The sequence below is a fragment of the Rahnella sp. ChDrAdgB13 genome, from assembly GCF_017655185.1.
Taxonomy (GTDB): Bacteria; Pseudomonadota; Gammaproteobacteria; order Enterobacterales; family Enterobacteriaceae; genus Rahnella; species Rahnella contaminans.
The window spans coordinates 1-22,479 of the sequence record NZ_JAEMGT010000104.1; the positions used below are offsets into that span (position 1 = coordinate 1).

Annotated in this window: 16 protein-coding genes; 13 read left to right on the top strand and 3 right to left on the bottom strand. The window is 54.2% G+C overall.

What is annotated here, in order from left to right; translation table 11 throughout:
* Both J8X26_RS22250 and putA read right to left on the bottom strand, forming a co-directional pair.
* On the bottom strand, positions 1-243 hold a 243-nt coding region (locus tag J8X26_RS22250), incomplete at its 3' end, for a hypothetical protein (protein ID WP_208951986.1).
* 59 nt (positions 244-302) lie between these two features.
* Positions 303-4,277, bottom strand: a complete 3,975-nt coding sequence (gene putA, locus J8X26_RS22255) for a trifunctional transcriptional regulator/proline dehydrogenase/L-glutamate gamma-semialdehyde dehydrogenase (protein ID WP_208951987.1) — start codon at positions 4,275-4,277, stop codon at positions 303-305.
* Positions 4,278-4,802: 525 nt separating this feature from the next.
* Here putA and putP point away from each other — a divergent pair.
* The 8 genes from putP (at position 4,803) to phoH (ending at position 14,161) form a co-directional block, all read left to right on the top strand.
* Positions 4,803-6,287 carry a sodium/proline symporter PutP gene (gene putP / locus J8X26_RS22260; protein ID WP_208951988.1) on the top strand — a complete coding sequence of 495 codons (1,485 nt, stop codon included), beginning with the start codon at positions 4,803-4,805 and terminating at the stop codon, positions 6,285-6,287.
* Between the two features lie 207 nt (positions 6,288-6,494).
* Positions 6,495-7,340: an iron uptake transporter permease EfeU gene (gene efeU, locus J8X26_RS22265; RefSeq protein WP_152326996.1), complete on the top strand. Its 846-nt coding sequence runs from the start codon at positions 6,495-6,497 to the stop codon at positions 7,338-7,340.
* 60 nt (positions 7,341-7,400) lie between these two features.
* Positions 7,401-8,540, top strand: coding sequence for an iron uptake system protein EfeO (efeO, locus tag J8X26_RS22270; protein ID WP_152326997.1), 1,140 nt, complete (start codon positions 7,401-7,403; stop codon positions 8,538-8,540).
* Positions 8,541-8,693: 153 nt separating this feature from the next.
* Positions 8,694-10,001 (top strand): iron uptake transporter deferrochelatase/peroxidase subunit, encoded by a 1,308-nt coding sequence (gene efeB / locus J8X26_RS22275; protein WP_152326998.1) that lies wholly within the window; start codon positions 8,694-8,696, stop codon positions 9,999-10,001.
* Between the two features lie 277 nt (positions 10,002-10,278).
* Complete coding sequence (locus J8X26_RS22280) at positions 10,279-11,334, top strand: N-acetylmuramoyl-L-alanine amidase (RefSeq protein ID WP_374101302.1); 1,056 nt, start codon at positions 10,279-10,281, stop codon at positions 11,332-11,334.
* 73 nt (positions 11,335-11,407) lie between these two features.
* A complete protein-coding gene (locus J8X26_RS22285; RefSeq protein ID WP_244370796.1) occupies positions 11,408-12,670 on the top strand; it encodes a chloride channel protein in 1,263 nt (420 codons plus the stop codon).
* A gap of 192 nt (positions 12,671-12,862) precedes the next feature.
* The gene (locus J8X26_RS22290) at positions 12,863-13,309 is read left to right on the top strand and encodes a hypothetical protein (protein ID WP_152327000.1); all 447 of its coding nucleotides are present in this window, start codon (positions 12,863-12,865) and stop codon (positions 13,307-13,309) included.
* Between the two features lie 63 nt (positions 13,310-13,372).
* On the top strand, positions 13,373-14,161 hold the full coding sequence (gene phoH, locus J8X26_RS22295; protein WP_152327001.1) for a phosphate starvation-inducible protein PhoH: 789 nt from the start codon (positions 13,373-13,375) through the stop codon (positions 14,159-14,161).
* 101 nt (positions 14,162-14,262) lie between these two features.
* Here phoH and chaA read toward each other — a convergent pair whose 3' ends face one another.
* Entirely contained in the window at positions 14,263-15,363 is a 1,101-nt protein-coding gene (chaA, locus tag J8X26_RS22300) for a sodium-potassium/proton antiporter ChaA (RefSeq protein ID WP_152327002.1), read from the bottom strand.
* A gap of 480 nt (positions 15,364-15,843) precedes the next feature.
* On the opposite strand from chaA, the gene chaB reads away from it, so the two are divergent.
* The 5 genes from chaB (at position 15,844) to J8X26_RS22325 (ending at position 22,474) form a co-directional block, all read left to right on the top strand.
* Complete coding sequence (gene chaB, locus J8X26_RS22305) at positions 15,844-16,077, top strand: putative cation transport regulator ChaB (RefSeq protein ID WP_165057850.1); 234 nt, start codon at positions 15,844-15,846, stop codon at positions 16,075-16,077.
* A 351-nt stretch (positions 16,078-16,428) separates the two neighbouring features.
* The gene (locus J8X26_RS22310; protein ID WP_208951990.1) at positions 16,429-17,118 is read left to right on the top strand and encodes a gamma-glutamylcyclotransferase; all 690 of its coding nucleotides are present in this window, start codon (positions 16,429-16,431) and stop codon (positions 17,116-17,118) included.
* A gap of 266 nt (positions 17,119-17,384) precedes the next feature.
* The gene (locus J8X26_RS22315) at positions 17,385-19,631 is read left to right on the top strand and encodes a TonB-dependent siderophore receptor (RefSeq protein WP_208951991.1); all 2,247 of its coding nucleotides are present in this window, start codon (positions 17,385-17,387) and stop codon (positions 19,629-19,631) included.
* A 222-nt stretch (positions 19,632-19,853) separates the two neighbouring features.
* The gene (locus J8X26_RS22320; RefSeq protein WP_208951992.1) at positions 19,854-21,422 is read left to right on the top strand and encodes an ABC transporter substrate-binding protein; all 1,569 of its coding nucleotides are present in this window, start codon (positions 19,854-19,856) and stop codon (positions 21,420-21,422) included.
* A complete protein-coding gene (locus J8X26_RS22325) occupies positions 21,422-22,474 on the top strand; it encodes an ABC transporter permease (RefSeq protein ID WP_152327007.1) in 1,053 nt (350 codons plus the stop codon). The genes J8X26_RS22320 and J8X26_RS22325 overlap by 1 nt, the downstream gene beginning before the upstream one ends.
* The last annotated feature ends 5 nt before the right edge of the window (positions 22,475-22,479 follow it).

Here is a 22,479-nt window from a genome sequence, read left to right on the forward strand (position 1 = left end):
TGAACGGTGAGAAACAGCGAGAGTCTTTTTCCGAGCCGGTTCGAGCCTGAAATGAGAGCACCGCGCAGCGGCAACGTTTGCGGCAATAACGGGTGTTACTGAAACATAGCCAGCGAGCGATAGCGCGTGTTGAAAAAGCGTGGGGAAATCCAAAAGGGGAAAAGCACTTTCCCCTTTTGGTCGGTTTCGGCGCCAGCCGCTGAGTGATAGCTGTTCTTGAAAAACCGAAATTTTCCCGGTCATAATCCCAGCCCCTCACTGCAAGTGAAAAGCCGCCCAATTGCAGCGGCTTCTGCAATCTATCACCCGATTGTCATCAGACTCGCATTCCCGCCCGCTGCCGCGGTATTCACACTCAGTGAACGCTCATGCAACAGGCGCTCCAGCAGGATGTTATCTTCGCCGCGCGCAAACCCTTGTACTGAAATAATCGCGCCAGGGCGCTTGGCGATAAGCTGACAAAGTTCGCGGAGCTGATCGGCGTCGCCGTGGTAAATCACCGCGTCAAATACCGGCGCCTCGTTCTGCCAGTCTTTGGCGAAATCGACACGTTCCTGTACCGCTTTCGGTAACTGGCTGAACAGTTCGCGCTGTAACGGCGCATCCGGCCAGAGAATACGGCAACCGGTCGCGGTGACGGCGGCGAGCTGGGTCAGCGCATCATCCTGATTGTCTGACAACGCCAGAACGCGCTCACGCGGCAATAATGCGTAAGTGTTACGTTCCCCGGTTGGCCCCGGCAGGGTACGCAAAGTGCCGCCCTGACTGGTTTGTGCGAAGCGCTCGCACACGGCAATCAGGTCTTCGCGATGTTTCTGCTCCGTCGCCCATTGTTGCAACGCGCGGTGCGGTGCCAGTAACGCTTCGCGTACAGACGTGTCCAGCGGCAGTTCGCGATCCTGACGCAATAACGTTTGCTGCACGGCGTCCTGCGGGCGGCTGCTCAGCAGGCGGTACAGGTACAGCGGACCACCGGCTTTCGGGCCGGTTCCGGATAAGCCTTCACCGCCAAACGGCTGCACACCCACGACAGCGCCGACCATGTTGCGGTTCACGTACATGTTGCCGACGTGCGCCTGCTGCGTCACGCGGTGGATGGTTTCGTCGATGCGGGTATGTATCCCCAGCGTCAGGCCGTAACCGGCGGCATTAATCTGACCGATCAGCTTATCCAGATCCTGACGGGCATAACGCACCACATGGAGTACCGGGCCGAAGATTTCTTTCTTCATTTCATCGAAGCTTTCCAGCTCGATAAGCGTCGGTTTGATGAAGGTTCCGCGCGTCCATTCCTGCTGATCGGCGGCAAATTCCTGCGTGGCCTGATACACCGTGCGGCCTTTGGCGCGCATGGCATCGATGTGTTTCTCGATACCGGCTTTGGCTTCGGCGTCGATCACCGGCCCGATATCGGTACACAACCGTTCAGGGTTGCCCATGCGGCACTCGGCCATCGCGCCGCGCAGCATTTGCAGCGTATGGTCGGCGACGTCGTCCTGAATACACAGCACGCGCAGGGCGGAACAGCGCTGACCAGCGCTGTCGAAAGCTGACGCCACGACATCGGTCACCACCTGTTCGGTGAGTGCGGAGGAGTCCACAATCATCGCGTTCAGGCCGCCGGTTTCGGCGATAAGCGGCGTCGGACGCCCCTGCGGATCCAGACGACCGGCGATGTTGCGTTGCAAAATTCCTGCCACGTCGGTGGAACCGGTAAACAGCACGCCGCGGACGCGTTCGTCGTTCACCAGTTGCGAGCCCACTGTTTCCCCCTGGCCCGGCAACAGTTGCAGCACACCCGTCGGAACACCGGCTTCATGCAAAATGCCCACGGCCAGCGCGGCAATCAGCGGCGTTTGCTCAGCCGGTTTTGCCAGCACGCTGTTGCCTGCGGCGAGGGCGGCGGCAATCTGCCCGGTGAAGATCGCCAGCGGGAAGTTCCACGGGCTGATACACACAACCGGCCCGAGCGGACGGTGCGAGTCATTGGCAAAGTCTTCACGGATCTGGCCTGCGTAATAGTGCAGGAAATCCACCGCTTCACGTACTTCGGCGATAGCGTTATTAAAAGTCTTTCCGGCTTCACGCACCAGTACGCCAAGCAAGCTTTGCAACTGCGCTTCCATCAATTCTGCGGCGCGTTGCAAGATTGCGGCGCGCTCTTCGGGAGGCGTCGCAAACCAGATAGCACCGGCGGCGGTGGACGCATCCAGCGCACGGCTGATTTCGTCCTGCGTGGCTTCACGCACGTAGCCGACGATATCGCCGTTTTCAGCCGGGTTAATGACTGGCAGGAATTCGCCCTCATCGGTCTGTGCATCAATCATCGCCTGGGCTTTCACCGGATGGCTGGCGCTTTGCAGCAGGGCGCTGGAAAGCGACGCCAGACGGTGTTCGCTCGACATATCCAGCCCCGCAGAGTTCACGCGTTTGTCGCCGTACAAATTGCGCGGCAACGCGATACGCGGATGCGGTAAACCGACCTGACCTTCGCTGGCGGCCAGCGCTTCGACGGCCAGAACCGGATCGGCAACCAGTTCGTCAATCGGCAAGGTGGCGTCAGCGATACGGTTAACGAAGGAGGTGTTCGCACCGTTCTCCAGCAGACGACGCACCAGATACGCCAGCAGCGTTTCATGCGTGCCGACCGGGGCATAAATGCGGCAAGGGCGGTTCAGTTTGCCCTCGCTGATTTTGCCGACAACCTGCTCGTACAGCGGTTCGCCCATGCCGTGCAGGCACTGGAATTCGTACTGACCGGGATAGTAGTTGTTACCGGCCAGCTGATAAATTGCCGCCACGGTGTGCGCGTTGTGTGTCGCAAACTGCGGATAAATGAGGTTGGGCACCGCCAGCAGTTTGCGGGCACAGGCCAGATAGGAAACGTCGGTGTAAACCTTGCGGGTGTAAACCGGATAATCTTCCAGCCCGTCCATCTGGGCGCGCTTAATCTCGCTGTCCCAGTACGCGCCTTTAACCAAACGGATCATCAGGCGGCGGCGGCTGCGCTGCGCCAGATTGGTCAGGTAATCGATGACCATCGGGCAGCGTTTTTGGTAAGCCTGAATAACGAAGCCGATGCCGTTCCAGCCCGCCAGTTCCGGCTCAAAGCAGAGTTTTTCCAGCAAATCGAGGGAGATTTCCAGACGGTCGGCTTCTTCGGCGTCAATATTGATGCCGATGTCATAACTGCGCGCCAGCAGCGTCAGCGAGAGCAGGCGCGGATAAAGCTCTTCCATCACGCGTTCGTACTGCGCACGGCTATAGCGCGGATGCAGGGCGGAAAGTTTGATTGAAATGCCCGGCCCTTCATAAATGCCACGACCGTTTGAGGCTTTACCAATCGCGTTAATCGCCTGCTGATATGACTGCAAATACGCCTGCGCGTCTTTTTCGGTCAGCGCCGCTTCACCCAGCATGTCGTAGGAGTAACGGAAACCTTTTTCTTCATGTTTACGCGCGTTAGCCAGCGCTTCCGCGATGGTTTCGCCGGTCACGAACTGTTCGCCCATCAGGCGCATCGCCATGTCCACGCCTTTGCGTATCAGCGGTTCGCCACTTTTGCCGATAATACGGTTCAGGGATTTCGACAGGCTGGCTTCATTGTGTGTCGCTACCAGTTTGCCGGTAAACAGCAAACCCCAGGTCGCGGCATTGACGAACAGCGACGGGCTGCGGCCCAGATGTGAATGCCAGTTGCCGTTGCTGATTTTGTCGCGGATTAACGCATCGCGCGTTGGCTTATCGGGAATACGCAACAATGCTTCGGCCAGACACATCAGTGCCACGCCTTCCTGCGAGGACAGGGAGAATTCCTGCAACAGGCTTTGCACCATACCGGCGCGGCCGTTTGCACTTTTCTGGTTACGCAGTTTGGTGGCGATCTCGGCGGCCAGTTTCAGGGCCGCGTCGTTGAGCGGAGCAGGCAGACGGGCCTGTTCGAGCAGCATGGAAACGGCTTCCGGCTCCGGGCGGCGATAGGCGGCGGTAATGGCTGAACGACTGACCGACTGCGGCAAAATCTGCTCGGCGAAATCAAGGAATGGCTGATGCATTTCCTGTACCGGCTGACCGGCGGGATCTTCCGCGTCGCCAGGCGCTGCGCCATTAAGCGCCGGGATCTCCGGCAGCGAATCGCCATTTTCCAGACGTTCCAGATAGGAAAAAATCGCCTGTTTAATCAGCCAGTGCGGCGTGCGGTCAATCTGCTGAGCCGCAATTTTTAGCCTGTCGCGTGTGCCTTCGTCCAGCTTCACACCCATCGTCGTCATACCCATACGCAACCACTCCCTATGAAAAGGTTCAGGTGAATTCATTATCTTTATGGCAAGCAATATCTTCTATGTTGCAACCTTGTGCAACCCTGTTAATGCACGAAGTATGCCTGATGTGATTTATTTGGCATTTTTAACATTGAATCAACGCAGGAAGGACGGGTTATTCGCGGTAACCGCCTTAATAACCTCAAAGTTATAGGTGCAACTGAGGGGAATGTAACGTGCAACCCGCTCTCATCATAAATGTGATGCGCCGTAAATTTTACGTATCCCAAATGTTAAAACATTTGAAATGTAGCGATCACTCAACCAGTATCGCGACCGACAGTTAATTTGAATAAAAACCACATTAAGTACGCTGAAAAAGAAAAAAAATGGAGAGTCATGCTGCATCCTTCGCGGGTTTCAGCCATCATCTCGCCCGGCATGGTTTTGGCCGCCTTTTGAAAAAGGTGTGTCAGGACAGACAGATGCCGACCTGCATTGCAAACACGTATCGCAAAAAATAAGAAAGTGGAGAAGGACATGACAATGAACACACCGATGCTGGTGACGTTTTGTGTTTATATTTTCGGGATGATTTTGATAGGGCTCATCGCGTATTTACGGACCAAAAACTTTGATGATTATATTCTGGGTGGCCGCAGCTTAGGCAGCGTGGTGACGGCACTTTCCGCCGGTGCTTCGGACATGAGCGGCTGGTTATTAATGGGTTTACCGGGCGCGATTTTTCTTTCCGGTATTTCCGAAAGCTGGATTGCCATCGGCCTCACGATTGGCGCGTATCTGAACTGGAAGCTGGTGGCGGGGCGCTTACGCGTTCACACCGAGGCCAACAATAATGCGCTGACGCTGCCGGATTACTTCACGCACCGCTTCGAAGATTCCAGCAAATTGCTGCGTATTATCTCGGCTGTCGTGATCCTGGTGTTCTTCACCATTTACTGTGCTTCCGGGATTGTTGCCGGTGCGCGTTTGTTTGAAAGTACTTTCGGGATGTCTTATCAGACCGCGCTGTGGGCGGGTGCCGCAGCGACCATCATTTATACCTTTATCGGCGGTTTTCTGGCAGTCAGCTGGACTGACACGGTGCAGGCCAGCCTGATGATTTTCGCGCTGATCCTGACGCCAGTGATCGTCATCCTCGCGGTCGGCGGCATTGACAGTTCGATGCTGGTGATTCAGGCGAAAAATCCGGAATACACCGACATGTTCAAGAATATGAATCTGGTGGCAATTGTGTCCCTGCTCGGCTGGGGACTGGGGTATTTCGGTCAGCCGCATATTCTGGCGCGTTTTATGGCCGCCGATTCGCATCATACTATCCGCAGCGCACGCCGTATCAGCATGACGTGGATGATTTTGTGTCTGGCGGGCACCATCGCCGTGGGCTTCTTCGGGATTGCGTATTTCAGCAATAACCCGGCAGTAGCGGGCAATGTGACGCAAAACGCTGAGCGGGTGTTCATCGAGCTGGCGAAAATCCTGTTCAACCCGTGGATTGCCGGGATCTTGCTGTCGGCTATTCTGGCGGCGGTGATGAGCACCCTGAGCTGCCAGTTGCTGGTGTGTTCAAGTGCTATTACCGAAGATTTGTACAAGGCGTTCCTGCGCAAAGGCGCAAGCCAGCGTGAGCTGGTGTGGATTGGTCGCGCGATGGTGCTGGTTGTCGCGCTGGTGGCAATTGCGCTGGCCGCCAACCCTGAAAACCGCGTGCTCGGTTTAGTCAGCTACGCCTGGGCAGGTTTTGGCGCGGCATTCGGGCCGGTGATCCTGATTTCCGTGATGTGGAAACGCATGACCCGCAACGGCGCGCTGGCCGGAATGGTCACCGGCGCCGCGACGGTGATTCTGTGGAAAAGTTACGGCTGGGTTGAACTGTACGAAATCATTCCTGGGTTTATTTTTGCTTCGATCGCCATCTGGGTGGTCAGCCTGATGGGGCGTAAACCTTCCGTGGCAGTCGAAGAGCGCTTCAACGCTGCCGAAGCGGAATACAACACTCTCTGATTTTCCCCGCGTTATCGTGATAAACCGGGATCGTCCTGATCCCGGTTTTCTGTTTTTTCGTGCGCATTTCCCCGACAGGTTTCAAAAAAGAGCCCGTCACCTCTTGTATTTCTTTTGGCAAGAATGATAATCACTATCGTTTCTTTTTACTTTTCTTTACAGAGACCTTACAGTTTTTGCCGATCAACGGGGTCAGGAGTTTTCGCTATGTTCGTTCCGTTTCTCATTATGTTTCGCGAAGGGCTGGAGGCGGCGCTGATTGTCAGCCTGATCGCCAGTTACCTTAAACGGACGCAGCGCGGGCAGTGGCTCGGTGTGGTCTGGATTGGCGTGTTCATTGCTGCAGCACTGTGTCTGGCGCTGGGGCTGTTCATCAACGCCACCACCGGCGAGTTTCCGCAAAAGCAGCAGGAGTTGTTTGAAGGCATTGTGGCCGTCATTGCGGTGTGCATTCTGACCTACATGGTGTTCTGGATGCGTAAGGTGTCGCGTTCCATCAAAGTGCATCTGGAAGGCGCGATTGATAACGCGCTCAATTCCGGTCGCGGTCAGGGCTGGGCGCTGGTAGCGATGGTGTTTTTCGCGGTCGCGCGTGAAGGGCTGGAATCGGTATTTTTCCTGCTGGCGGCGTTCCAGCAGGATGTCGGCATTGAAGCACCCATCGGTGCGTTACTCGGTCTGGGCGCGGCCATCGTGCTGGGTTTCCTGATTTACTACGGCGGCGTGAAGCTGCATCTGGCGAAGTTCTTCAAGTGGACCAGCCTGTTTATTTTGTTCGTCGCGGCAGGTCTGGCGGCCGGCGCTATCCGCGCTTTCCACGAAGCCGGTTTGTGGAACAGCATGCAGGATATCGCGTTTGATTTCAGCGGCACGCTGTCCACGCATTCCCTGTTCGGTACCTTGCTGGAAGGGATGTTTGGTTATCAGGAAGCGCCGACCGTCAGTGAAGTCGCGGTGTATTTCCTGTACCTGATCCCGGCGCTGTTCCTGTTCTTTATGCCTCAGGGAAAATCAGCCGTCACGGCTCCGGCCGGACAAAAAACACAACGCTGATTTTTAACAATATTGTTGTTCATACATTCTCTATTCACACAGTTTGTCACGGAGTGGTACATGTCATATTCATCCCCGCTGTTTCGCCGTAAAGCTTTACAGGTCGCGCTGCTGTCACTGCCCGCTTTTGCGCTGAGCGCTAATGTGCTGGCGGCTGATGTCCGTCAGGTCAAAATTGCTGTAAACGACAAACAATGTGAACCGATGGCGCTGACCGTGCCGGCCGGTAAAACGCAGTTTGTTATCCATAACAACAGCCAGAAAAACCTGGAATGGGAAATTCTGAAAGGCGTGATGGTGGTGGAAGAGCGTGAAAACGTGGCGCCGGGCTTCACGCAGAAAATGACCGCCAATCTGGAGCCGGGCGAATACGACATGACCTGCGGCTTGCTGAGCAATCCGAAAGGCAAACTGACCGTCACGGCGGAAGGCGCGGCGACCTCCGCAAAACCTGACGCCATGGCGCTGGTTGGCCCGATTGCGGAATACAAAGTGTATGTGACGCAACAGGTTGCTGAACTGGTTTCCCACACCAAAGCGTTCACGGATGCGATTAAGAAGGGCGATCTGGCGAAAGCGCAGGCGCTGTACGCCTCTACCCGCGTTTATTACGAACGTATCGAACCGATCGCCGAGCTGTTCTCAGACCTCGACGGCAGCATCGATGCCCGTGAAGATGACTTCGAAAAGAAAGCCGAAGACCCGAATTTCACCGGTTTCCACCGTCTGGAGAAAATCCTGTTCGCCGATAAAACCACTAAAGGCGCTGAGCCTTTTGCTGACAAGCTGTATACCGACACCGTTGATTTGCAAAAACGTATCACCGACCTGACTTTCCCGCCGAACAAAGTGGTCGGCGGTGCAGCAGGCCTTATCGAAGAAGTGGCATCGAGCAAAATCAGCGGTGAAGAAGACCGTTACAGCCGCACAGACCTGTGGGATTTCCGTGCAAATCTCGACGGCGCGCAGAAAATCGTGAACCTGCTGCGTCCGCTGCTGGAAAAAGCCGACAAGCCGCTGCTGGATAAAATCGACGCGAACTTTAAAACCGTGGATACCCTGCTGGACAAATACAAAACCAAAGACGGTTACGAGAACTACGAGAAACTCTCCGACGCTGACCGTAATGCGATGAAAGGGCCGATCACGACGCTGGCAGAAGATTTAGCCAAGCTGCGCGGTGTTTTAGGTTTAGATTGATACTCCTCCCCCTGCGAAGGGAGAGGCTGGGAGGGGGTTTAGCAGACCATACAATGGCTGATGCACACTTCAACTTTTTGATTTTGCTTTAATACCCCACCCCAACCCTCCCCTTCGCAGGGGAGGGAGCTTTTAAATTCCTGAGGCATAGCAATGAGCAATAAAAACGATAATAAGTCCGTACAACAGGACGCGACTTCTTCTTCACGCCGCCGTTTACTCAAAGGCGTGGGATTGTTAGGCGGGGCATTTGCCCTCGGCGGCGCGGCCGGTGCGCAGGCAGAAAAAACACCGGGTGCCAAAAAAGAGTACACACCGGGAACCGTTTCTCCCGATGAACGCTGGGGCAAGCAGCCTTATTACGGCGAACATCAGGCAGGGATTTTAACGCCGCAGCAGGCGTCAATGATGCTGGTGGCGTTTGATGTTCTCGCGACCACCAAAGCCGATCTCGAGCGTCTATTCCGTCTGCTCGATACCCGTTTTGTCTTTCTGACTACCGGCGGCACGGCGCCATCGGTAGATCCGAAATTCCCGCCGATGGATTCGGGCGTAATGGGCGCGGAAATCTACCCGGACAATTTGACCATGACGCTTTCCGTGGGCGATTCGCTGTTTGACGAACGCTTCGGGCTGGCCGCTCACAAACCGCTTAAATTGCAGCGCATGGCGCGTTTTCCGAATGATTCCCTTGATGCCAAACTCTGCCACGGCGATTTGCTGTTGCAGATTTGCGCCAATAACAGCGACACCGTGGTTCACGCGCTGCGCGACATCATCAAGTACACGCCGGATTTGCTCAGCGTGCGCTGGCGTCGTGACGGATTTATTTCTTCCCACGCCGCGCGCAGCCAGGGCAAAGAAACGCCGGTTAACCTGCTGGGCTTTAAGGACGGCACGGCGAACCCGGATGCCAAAGATAAACCGCTGATGGACAAAGCCATCTGGGTAACTGCCGATCAGGGCGAACCGGGCTGGACGACCGGCGGCAGTTATCAGGCGGCGCGTCTGATCCCGTTCCACGTTGAGTTTTGGGATCGCACGCCACTTCAGGAACAGCAGACGATTTTTGGTCGCCACAAAGCGACCGGTGCGCCGCTGGGCATGGAAAAAGAGCATGATGTGCCGGATTACAGCAAAGATCCGGAAGGGAAGGTGATCCCGCTGGATGCGCATATTCGTCTGGCCAATCCGCGCACCAAAGAAACCGACGACAACCTGATGCTGCGTCGCGGCTACAGCTATTCGCTGGGCGTCACCAATTCCGGGCAACTGGAAATGGGGCTGCTGTTTGTCTGCTATCAGCACGATCTTGAGAAAGGTTTCCTGACGGTACAAAAACGCCTGAACGGTGAACCGCTTGAGGAATATATCCGGCCGGTCGGCGGCGGTTTCTTCTTTACGCTGCCGGGCATCCCGGATGAAAATCACTATCTGGGGCAAACCCTGATCGAAGCCTGATTTGTTTTCCTCCTCCGTTCCCCGCGGAGGAGGAATATTACCGGTCATCTTTTTTACCGTTCGTTACCGAATTCACGCCCTGTTAATACACCCGCGCACTCCTGAAAACGTCAGTAATGTCATGATGATAAATCGTTAACGGCTTTATCACGATGCCTGCCCTGAGACTGCTATGACCATCAGCCATTCCCGCAGAAAACTGCTGATTTTCGGCATTGGCCTGTCGCTGGCGACACCGCGCCTGTACGCCGCACAAAAGGCCGTACGCGTTTCAATGATGTCCGATGCGCGCCAGATTACCGTATCCCTGCCCGCCGCCGATAAACGCAGCCGCGTATTCAGGCTCGGCGCACCGGAACGGGTGGTGATCGACATGCCGGTGGCGTCATTTCCGCCTGAACTGGAACATGCGCTGACGGTGGTCCGCCAGAAATTCCCGTGGATTGAGGAAGGGCGCATTGCCCATTTCAGCCCGGACGTGGCGCGTATTGTTCTGACGGTGAAGGGTAAACCGGTGATCACGCGCACCACAGAAAACGGCGTGATGAAGGTTGTCATCACGGAGGAAGGCCTCGCTGCACAAACGGCAGCGCAGGCTTTGCCTTTAGCCACCAAAGCGCCACTGGCGGAAAAACCCCTGCTGGTGATGATTGATCCCGGCCACGGCGGGAAGGACCCCGGCGCGATTGGCAATGAAGGGACCTATGAAAAACACGTGGTTCTGCACATCGCCAAACGGCTGCAAACCTTGCTGGATCAGCAGCACGGTATTCACGCGGTGCTGACGCGGCAGGATGACGTTTTTATTCCGCTTTATCACCGCGTCAGCCTGGCGCATCAGCACGAAGCCGACCTGTTTATTTCTATTCACGCCGACGGATTTACTAACGATCAGGTATCCGGCGCATCGGTTTTTGCGCTGTCAGAACACGGCGCGGGCAGCGCGATGGCGCGGTATCTTTCGCAGAGCGAGAACAGCGTCGACGTGCTGTATGACAATGATTTTAAGACCGACGATGAGTATCTGAAGGAGACGCTTTTCGACCTCGATCAGCACGAAACCATTCACCGCAGCATGGATTTCGGCAGCCATCTGGCGGCGAACATTGTCAAAGTGCATCACATGCACAGCCCGCATCCGGAACAGGCGGGCTTCGCGGTGCTGAAATCCCCGCGCATTCCGTCGGTGCTGGTGGAGACGTCCTTCATCACCAACAAGCAGGAAGAAAAACTGCTCGGCGAACCGGTCTTTCAGGAAAAAATGGCGAGGGCGCTGGCGGAGGGCATTAACAGTTATTTTCTCAACGAAAAGAAAAATAACTTGCTGAGCTGACGTGCGGTTTAACTGATGTTTTGTAAGCTGTTTAGAGAACCCAAACATCAGATATTAATGCGGAGTGCCTGCGTTGAATAATTCCGAAATTTCCAGCCCGTTATGGCGGCTGACGGCAGCGACATTGTGTACCGGCGTGCTGGCCGGTCTCGGTGGCATGATGCTGGCGCTGATCCTGCACTACATCCAGCATCTGGCCTTCGGCTACAGTCCGGATTTTATCATCAGCAGTGAAAGCTTTTTGCAGGGCGTCAGCGAAGCCACGCGCAGCCGGCGGCTGATCGTGCTGATTATCTGTGGTGCGGTTGCCGGCGCAGGCTGGTGGGCGCTGTACCGCTGGGGAAAACCGCTGGTGAGCATTGCCGCGGCGGTGAAATCAGAAAATCCGCGTATGCCGTTTGTCAGCACGACGATTCATGCGTTGCTGCAAATTATCACCGTCGCGCTCGGTTCGCCGCTCGGACGTGAGGTCGCGCCGCGCGAAATCGGTGCGGTCAGCGCAAACTGGCTGTCGCTGCGCTTCAGGCTGACGGCGCGCGAAACGCAAATCATGATTGCCTGCGGCGCAGGTGCGGGGCTGGCGGCAGTGTATAACGTTCCGCTTGGCGGCGCAGTGTTTGTGCTGGAAGTGCTGCTCGGTGCGTTCCGCTGGCCGCTGTTGCTGCCTGCAATAGCGACATCCTCTATTGCTGCGCTGGTGGCGTGGACAGGGCTGGGCAACGAATCGCAATATCACCTGATGCAGCTGAACACCACACCCGCCTTGCTGGTCTGGTCGGCGGTCATGGGGCCGGTATTTGGCGTTGCGGCTTACGGGTTTACGCGGATGACCAACCGGGCGAAAGCGCAGGCCCCGAGCGATGCGCGTCTGATTATTTATAACCTGCTCAATTTTGCGTTTATCGGCATTCTGGCGGGCTGGCTCCCGCAATTATTGGGCAACGGCAAAGGCCCGGCGCAGCTGAGTTTTGATAATCAGATTACCGTAGCGTTAGCGGCAACCGTGCTGGTGGGGAAACTGGTGATTACCTGGAGCACATTACGCGCCGGGGCGCAGGGCGGATTACTGACGCCGGGATTATCCAATGGCGCATTGCTGGCCTGTATTTTGGGCGCGCTGTGGAATATTTTCTGGCCGAGAACATCGCTGGGTGCATTTGCCATTATTGGGGCGGCGGCATTTCTGGCGTCCTCAATGAAAATGCCCGTCACCGCTATTGTGCTGATAATGGAGTTCACGCGGGTGGATCATGACTTCTTAATTCCGATCCTTTTTGCCGTCAGCGGGTCGGTCGCCTGCTTTACTTTATGCAGTAAAATCACGGATAAAAAATAACCAGGGCGAGGATCGTAAAAAAGATCCTCATGATCCTATTGACGACAGTCACAAATTTTTTTACATTTTGGTAACGCAAATGTTTCAGCTGTCATTATACTGAAATTATATCGCGGTAGTTTTCAGGATATACGGGATAAGTTTTCACGAGGTGTCCGGCAACTGCCGTTAATAACACTGCGGGGAGCGCGAATGGTAAAGTCCATGTTTGGGCTGTTGATTGAAAATAACATGCTTCACCCACTGACTCGTTGTTGTCGCGTAAAAGCAAACGAGGGTAAGGCCTCCGACTCTCCAATATTAACCAAAACACTTTCAGTATATTCCTACCGCTTTTTAGAGAAGTTATCATCCACGCACCATCAACCCTGTTCTTTAACTGACTCTTTCATCCCTTTTAAAACAACTGCGAAACGCATTGGCTTTTATTCTGGCAATTTCACTGTGCGGGTCAGCGGTTTGTCATTATCGAGGATTTTACTTTCATTGAGAGTTTTATTTTCGGTGGATATGACAATGCCTCCTTGTGAACAGAAAGCAGCCAAAAGATTATCTCATAATCGCTTTGGTCTATTTTCCTCTTCACGATATTCAATGGCTGTACTTGGTCTAAAAGGAGACCAAAACCTCATTTGTTAGTGAAACATAACCGTGCGGGCATTATGCCTTAGCGTTAAGTGAATCAAACTGTAAGGTGCCACTATGGGAAGACAGAAAGCAGTGATCAAAGCTCGTCGTGAAGCAAAACGTGTAATTCGTAATGATTCACGCAGTCACCGCCAGCGCGAGGAAGAATCTGTGACGTCATTGGTACAGATGGGCGGTTTGGAATCGATTGGCATGGCTCGCGACACTCGCGATACGTCCGTCATCGAAGCGCGTACTGAAGCTCAGGGTCATTACTTATCAGCCATAGAGAATAAGCAGTTAATTTTTGCTACCGGCGAAGCAGGCTGCGGCAAAACATTTATCAGCGCTGCGAAAGCGGCAGAGGCATTAATTCACAAAGAAATCGACAGGATTATTGTTACCCGTCCGGTTCTCCAGGCCGATGAAGATCTCGGTTTCCTGCCCGGTGATATATCAGAGAAATTTGCACCTTATTTCCGTCCGGTCTACGACATTCTGTTACGTCGTCTGGGGTCTTCCTTCCTGCAATATTGTTTGCGGCCGGAAATAGGGAAGGTTGAAATTGCGCCATTCGCTTATATGCGCGGGCGTACTTTCGAAAATGCGGTGGTTATTCTGGATGAAGCCCAGAATGTCACGGCCAGTCAGATGAAAATGTTCCTGACGCGTCTCGGTGAAAACGTGACGGTTATAGTTAACGGTGATATTACCCAGTGTGATTTACCACGTGGAGTTGTATCGGGGCTCAGCGATGCACTGTCCCGCTTCGAAGAAGACGAGATGGTCGGCATCATTAAGTTTGATAAACAGGACTGCGTCCGCTCTGAATTGTGCCAGAGAACGCTGAATGCTTATTCGTAATTAACCTTATTCCCACCACAATGCATCACATAATGAAAAAGGCCGCTCCTGTGAGCGGCCTTTCTTATAATGCTTCACCCCTTCGCAGGGATACGCCGATGTTAAAGCATAATAATCATCATATAGGCGCAGAATAATGCCAGATGCGCCGTGCCGTTCAGGACATTGGTACGGCCTGTCGAGAAGGAAATCTGGCACAAAATCAGCACCGACAGCATGACCACGATGTTCGCCGGGTCCAGCCCGAAAATTAAGTTCTGGCCGGTCAGGGTGGCGATAACGGTCACCGCCGGAACGGTCAGAGAGATGGTCGCCAGCACCGAACCGAAGAACAGATTCATAGCGCGCTGTACCTGATTTTTCAGCACCGCTTTTAACGCACCCAAACCTTCCGGGGAAAGAATCAGCAGCGCCACCAGGAAACCGGTGAACTGCGCAGGCGCGTTCAGTTCAGTCAGCAGGCTTTCCAGCGGATTGGCGTTGAATTTGGTGACGGCAATGACCAGCACCAGATGCACCAGCAGCCACAGTGTGTGCGTCAGATTGCTTTTTGAAGAAGGCTTTCCGTGGCCGTCTTCTTCGCCTTCATCTTCATGTTCATAGATAAACAGGCTCTGGTGCGTTTTGGTCTGAATCAGCAGGAATACGCCGTACATGGCGGCGGAAATCACCGCAACAAACAGCGCCTGCGGCGTGCTGAAATTACCGCCCGGTAAGGCTGCGGGCAGAACAAGTACGATCACCGCCAGCGGGAAAATCGCCATCAGATACTGTTTAATGCCGCCGAGATTGACGTATTGCGTCGCAAATTTACGGCCACCCAGCAGCAGGGCGACACCCACCAGCCCGGCGGTCACGATCATGATGATGGAAAATAATGTGTCACGCATCAGCGCGGGCGCGGCGTCACCGGTTGCCATCAGGGCCGAAATCAGACTGACTTCGAGGATGACCACTGAAAGGCTGAGGATGAGCGAGCCGTAGGGTTCACCTAAGCGGTGAGCCAGGACGTCGGCGTGACGTACAACGCTGAATGCGCTGGCGAGAATACCGACCAGCGCAATTAAATTGATGCCCACGACGGAGGCGAAGTTACTGCTGTTGCCCCAGAGGACGAGAACAATCAGGGCGGCAATAGGGAAAATCAGGGAGTATTCCTGATGGCGGGTTTTGATTTTTGGATGTTCCTGTGACGACACCATGATGATTATTCTCCTTATAAACACTCACGAAGTAACAACCGCCTGTCCCCGGTTGTCAGTAAAATGCATAGCAGCATAAAGATGTAACTCATTAAGTATAGTAGATAAATTAATCTGTTAACAGGAAAAAGTTGATGTTAGTCATTGAAATATCAGTTAGTCAGTATTTGTTGGTGGATAATTTGCATTAACTGTGCTTTTTTCTTTACTTAAATTTTATTGTTAATAAATTAAAGTTATAAATAACAGTTAGTTAGTTTTTGTTATGTGTTTAATGCTGATGATGCGTCAATTTATGTAAATGATTACTATACCCATAAGGTTAGTGCGCAAAAATCAGCTTTTTTTTTCCCGAAAGAACAGAAACGCAGACTAATCTGGCAGGATCCATTGAGGGTAGCAGCTAGACTTATTATTGTGCACAGACTGAGCACACAATGAATGTGATGAAGATGAACGTAATGAAAAAGGAGAATAATCATGCCTTATCAGAATCGCTCAGCGCTACCCGATTCCGTGCGAAATGTCCTTCCTGCTCACGCGCAGGACATCTATAAAGAGGCCTTCAACAGCGCCTGGGACGAATATGCAAAAGCCAAAGACAGGCAGGGTGATGATTCGCGTGAGGAAACTGCGCATAAAGTGGCCTGGGCTGCGGTAAAACATGGCTATGAAAAAGGGGATGACGACAAGTGGCACCCCAGGAAATCCTGATATCCCCCGGCAGGCACCCGGACGCCGGGCCTGCCGGACTCCTCCTCCCAAACACTATTTCTCACGCCCGTTTTTTCTGATCCCCTGCTTAAAAGTCAATATTCTTACAATGTTCACAAAATAATCACTTTATTTTCGTTTTGTGATCCCCCGCAACCTTGATTGCAACGACAGAAACGAATAAGGTTTCAACAAACACGGGAATACTAAACTTCCTAAAATTTAAACGGCGGCCTCAGTTAAATGCCGGGCTTGTCCGATAACAGATATCACTCGCACCCACGACAGCGGAGAACACAGCGTTAACAGCATGGCATGTTCAAAAGTAAGTGGTACAGAAGGGGGGAATGAATGTTAACTCGAGATTTCCTGCGTAACGCAGATTGTAAAACAGCATTCGGCAATATCGACGAATCGATGCTACTGACCCCTGAACAACGCGCCGCCTCATTAGGTTGTGCTCTGGCGCGTCGCCCCGACAACAGCCCGGTGTGGATTTTTGGCTACGGTTCACTGATGTGGAACCCGGTCTTTGATTCCGAAGAGGCGCGTCCTGCCACCCTGCATGGTTATCACCGTGCATTCTGTTTACGTCTGACTTCCGGGCGAGGAACCCATGCCCAGCCGGGCCGTATGCTGGCGCTGCGCGACGGCGGAAAAACCACGGGTCTGGCGTTCCGTCTGCCGGAAGACAAACTGCATGAAGAGCTTGAACTGCTGTGGAAACGCGAAATGGTGACCGGCTGCTACCGTCCGACGTGGTGTGAGCTTGAGCTCGACGACGGGCGCAAAGTCACTGCGCTGGTTTTTATCATAGATCCGTCGCATCCGCAGTATGAAGCTGACACTGACTATCAGGTTATCGCACCGCTGATTGCGCAGGCCAGCGGACCGCTGGGCACCAACGCGCAATATCTGTTTGCGCTGGAAAAAGAGCTGAATAATTACGGCATGCGGGATGACTGCATGAGCGAGCTGGTGAAACAGGTGAGAATGCTTCTGTCTGTTTCACCCGGTTTTGATGTTCCCGGCCTGAGCTGATTTTCCTGAAACACGTTTTTCCGCTGCGCGGGCTCCCTGCGCAGCGTTTCCTTTCTCCGCCGTCGTTTTTATCTTTCTGAATTCAAGCGATTAGCCTTAGTTTCCTGCCGTTATGATTTCCGTTTGATACTTAAAACCCCCATTAACATCCTGTTTACTATGATTTTTTAACGAAAAGTCAGTTGCAATTGCAAAACGCCTGAGCATAATCCGAATGGTTTTAATAATTATTCTCATTATCGATTGAACTTTTCAGGGAATCCTCAATGCGCGCTCAACGTGAAATTTTTCACACGCCTGTTTTCGCCCGTAAATTGCTGCCAGTGGTGATCTCTGCCGCACTGGCGGCGGTTACGCTGCCTGCACATGCGGCCACCACCACAACACCTGCGACTGACGCTGTTGATACGGCGTCGTCTAAAACCGGCGACACCATTACTGTCACTGCCGCACAGACCGATTTTAAAGCGGGCGGCGAGACACCGGTGCCGGCATATCTTGACGGCGACGTGGCCAACGGCGGGCGTCTCGGCGTTCTGGGTCAGCAGGACGCCATGAATGTGCCGTTCAACGTCATCAGTTTCACCAACAAACTGATTCAGGATCAGCAAAGCCGCACGCTTGGTGATGTGCTTAATAACGACGCCAGCGTTCAGACCGGTTACGGCTACGGAAACTATGCGGAAACCTTCAATATTCGCGGGTTTGCGTTAGACGGCGAAGACATTTCCTACGGCGGCCTGTACGGCGTATTGCCGCGTCAGCTGGTGCCGATGGAATTGGCAGAGCGCGTGGAGCTGCTCAAAGGCTCCAGCGCCTTTCTTAACGGCGTACCGCCGGGCGGCACGGGCGTGGGCGGTAACGTCAACATTGAACCCAAACGCGCCACGGATACGCCAGTCAACCGCGTGACTGTTGATTACACCTCATCTTCTCAGGTGGGCGGCGCGGTGGATGTCGGTCGTCGTTTTGGTGATAACAACCAGTGGGGCGTGCGCGTCAACGCCGTGAACCGTGAAGGCGAAACGGCTGTTAATGACGAACACCGCCGCCTGACCATGGGCTCCGTTGGCCTCGATTATCGCGGCGATCGTTTCCGCTCTTCCTTTGATTTTGGCGTGACCAAACAGACTGTTCACGGTGGTCGTCCGGTTGTCTATCTGGGCAATGCGACCAAAGTGCCGGATGCGCCTTCAGCGACCAAAAACTACGGGCAGGATTTTGCTTCCAGTAATCTGGAAAATGAATTCGGTATGCTGAAAGCCGAATACAACGTGGCAGACGACTGGACCGTTTACGGCGCGGTGGGTATGAACCATGACCGTGAATACGGTAACTACAGCTCTCCGACGCTGAAAGATGACAACGGCAACGCCACCATGGGCCGTCTCACCGTGCCTTACGTCTCTGACAGCGTTGCCACGCAGGCGGGTGTCCGCGGTAAATTCGACACCGGCTTTATCAGCCACAGCGTGAATCTGGGCATGTCGAGCGTGTACCGCAAATACAAAACCGCGTACACCATGTCGGCATCGTCGATCAATACCAATATTTATGATCCGGTTGACGCCAGCTCTCCGGCCACTTTGTATGCGGGCGGTAGCATGGGCGATCCGGCGCTGCGTAACCGTGTCCAGAACGTCGGCGTGTCGGTTTCCGATACCTTATCGATGCTCGACGACCGTCTGCAACTGATTGCTGGTCTGCGCCGCCAGAACGTCATCGTGAAGGATTACAGCTACACCGGAACCGAAACTGACTCCTTTGAGCAGATGAAAGTCACGCCAGCCTTCGGCCTCGTCGTGAAACCGTGGGAACACGTTTCCTTCTACGCGAATCACATCGAAGCCTTGCAGGCCGGTGAAGTGTCAGGCACCACGTACAACGGAAAAGTCGTCACCAACGGTGGTCAGGCTTCCGGCATTGAAACCTCCAAACAGGATGAGGTCGGCGTGAAAACTGACTTTGGCCGTATTGCGGGCACATTGTCTCTTTATCAGATTAAGAAACCGGTCGGTATGTATCGCGCCACCGGCGACACCTATGAATATGGCACATACGGTGAAGTCCGTAACCGTGGCGTAGAGCTGAACGTGTTTGGCGAACCGGTGCTGGGTGTGCGTCTGAACGGCAGCGTGACCTGGATGAACCCGGAAATGACCCAAACGCAGGACGGTGCTTACAACGGCAAAGATGCGGTGGGTATTCCGCGTTACCAGTGGGTGCTTGGTGGCGAATGGGATATTCCCGGCGGCAGCGGTGTGACGGCGCTCGGCAAAGTGATCCGCTCCGGTTCGCAATATGCCGATGAAGAAAACAGCCTGAAAGTGGACGGCTGGACGCGTCTGGATCTTGGTTTGCGTTACGTGATGCCGGTCGGCCAAAACACGCTGACATGGCGTGCCAGTCTGGAAAACGTCACCAACGAAAAATACTGGGCATCAGCGACGGGCGGTTATCTGACGCAAGGTGACCCGCGTGAATTTAAGCTCTCCGCGACCTACGACTTCTGATTTTAATGCACTCCCTTTCCTGTGCCGGGGAAGGGAGTTTTTTCACGTATTTTGTACAGTAACAATCCCCGGCAAACGCCCGTCCTGACTCATTAATAACCAATCAGATAACGTTATGCAAAATATGCATAACGATAGTATTTATCAGACTTTCTGGTAGGTTGAAGAAACTTTACACTAATAAGACGTTAGCAATTTCGCTACATTGGAGAGTGTTTCTTGATGAAAGCTTTATTACCGTCCGTCCTGTTTACGGCTATTGCGGCCAGCTTCTCTGTTCAGGCTGCCACGCCGCCGGACACACTGGTTATCGCCCAATCCATTGATGACACCTCCAGTTTTGACCCGGCTCAGGGTTTTGAGCTGACGACGGTTCAGGCTTTCAACAACATTTACCAGCGCCTGGTGCAGTCAGACCCGAAAAATCCAATCGATTTAAAACCGACGCTGGCGACTTCATGGGAAGCCGCGAAAGACAACCGCAGCCTGACGTTTACACTGTCGCCAAAAGCAGTGTTCGCCAGTGGTAATCCGCTGACCGCCGATGACGTTATTTTCTCGCTGTCGCGCGTGGTGAAACTGAATCTTGAGCCCTCATTCATCCTGACGCAACTGGGCTGGACCGACAAAAACGTCGATACCTTCCTGACTAAACTCGATGACCATCACGTCAAAATCAGCTGGACCGCCGACGTCAGCCCGTCATTCGTGCTGAGCCTTCTGTCTGCGCCGGTGTCTTCCATCGTTGACAGCAAACTGGTGAAAACCAATGCTGCCGCTGACGATCTCGGTCACCAGTGGCTGAGCAACCACTCCGCCGGTTCCGGCCCGTACCAGATCCGTAACTATATTCCGCATGAAGTGGTCATTCTTTCCGCGAACCCGACCTCACCCGAAGGCGCGCCGAAGCTGAAAACCATTCTGATTAAAAACGTGCCGGATCCGGCTGCACGCCGCCTGCTGATTGAACAGGGTGATGCCGATATGGCGCGTAACCTCGGTTCCGACCAGATGGCTGCGCTGGAAGGCAAGAAGGGCGTGAAGCCGCTGGCGATCCCTTATGCTTCCCTGTATTTCCTGCAATTTAATGCCAAAGCTTCTCCGGCGCTGGGCAATCCGGCTTTCTGGGAAGCGGCACGTTACCTGTTTGACTACAACCACATCGCGCATGATCTGATGAAAAATCAGTTCCAGGTGCATCAGGCATTCCTGCCGGAAGGCTATCTCGGCGCGGTAAATGACACGCCGTACACCTATGATCCGGCCAAAGCCAAAGCGATTCTGGCCAAAGCAGGTCTCACGAATGTGAGCTTCACGCTCTCCACGTCAAACCAGCCACCGTATCTGGACATCGCGCAGGCCTTGCAGGCCAGCTTCGCGCAGGGCGGCGTGACCGTGAAACTGGATCCGGGCTTAAGCCAGCAGATCTCCACCAAAGTGAAATCACACGATTACGACGCGTACATGTCTTCGTGGGGCCCGGATTACTTTGACCCGAATACCAATGCCTCTGCGTTTGCGTTCAACCCGGAAGATGGCAGCAAAACGCTGGCATGGCGTGCTAACTGGTCAATTCCTGCCCTGAACAAACTGACGCTGGCCGCTATTGCAGAGCCCGATCAGGCAAAACGCGTGGCGGATTATCGTCAGCTGCAACTTGAAGTGCAGAAAAACTCACCGTTTGTCGTTGGTTTGCAGGCCAAAAGCCTGATTGCCGTGCGTGACAACATTAAAGGATATGTTCAGGGCATCAACCCGGACATGGTCTTCTACAGCAAGGTCACTAAGTAATGACAGACAGTTCAACGCCCGCCGGATTCGTCCGGCAGGGTTGGCGCTGGTCAGGCCGTTTGCTGACCGGCGTGATTTCGCTGGCGCTGACATTGCTCGGCTTGCTGGCGTTCACCTTTACGCTTTCCCATCTTGCCCCGATTGACCCGACGTTGCAGGTCGCGGGCGATCACGCCAGTGAGGCCACCTACGCGCAGGTACGTCGCGATCTGGGGCTGGACCAGTCGGTTCCCGTGCAGTTCGCCAAATATCTGGATCACCTCGCGCATGGCGATATGGGGATTTCCCGCATCACCGCGCAGCCGGTCGCCAGCGATCTGATGCGTACCTTTCCGGCGACGGTAGAACTGGCAACCTGTTCCATTTTGCTGGGCGGAACGCTGGGGATTTTGCTGGCGCTGCTGGCCGTGTGGAAACCCGGAAGCTGGCTGGATAACATCGCCCGGTTTGTTTCGCTGCTCGGTTATTCCGTGCCGATTTTCTGGTTAAGTCTGCTCGGCCTGCTGTTGTTTTACGCCGTACTGCACTGGGCGGGCGGCCCCGGACGGCTCGACGATTTGTACATGTACACCATGACGCCGCGCACCGGTTTTGTGCTGATTGATACCTGGCTTTCCGGCGACCGTGACATGTTCTACAACGCGATCAGCCATTTATGGTTACCGGTGACGGTGCTGGCGATGCTGTCGATGGCAGGGATTACGCGCCTTTTGCGTGCGTCCATGCTGGGCGAAATGAACAAAGAATACGTGATCCTGGCGCGCTCAAAAGGCGCGGGCAGGGTGCGCGTGTTGCTGTGCCACGTCTTCCCGAACGTGCTGGGCACGCTGATTACCGTGCTCACCCTCTCTTATGCCAGCCTGCTGGAAGGGGCGGTACTGACGGAAACAGTGTTTGCCTGGCCTGGCGTCGGACGTTACCTGACCACTGCGCTGTTTGCAGCGGATACCCCGGCCATTCTCGGCGCAACATTGCTGATCGGCACCTGTTTCGTGCTGCTCAATGCGCTGGCTGACGCCCTAACTTATTTGCTCGATCCGCGGACCCGGTAGTTTTC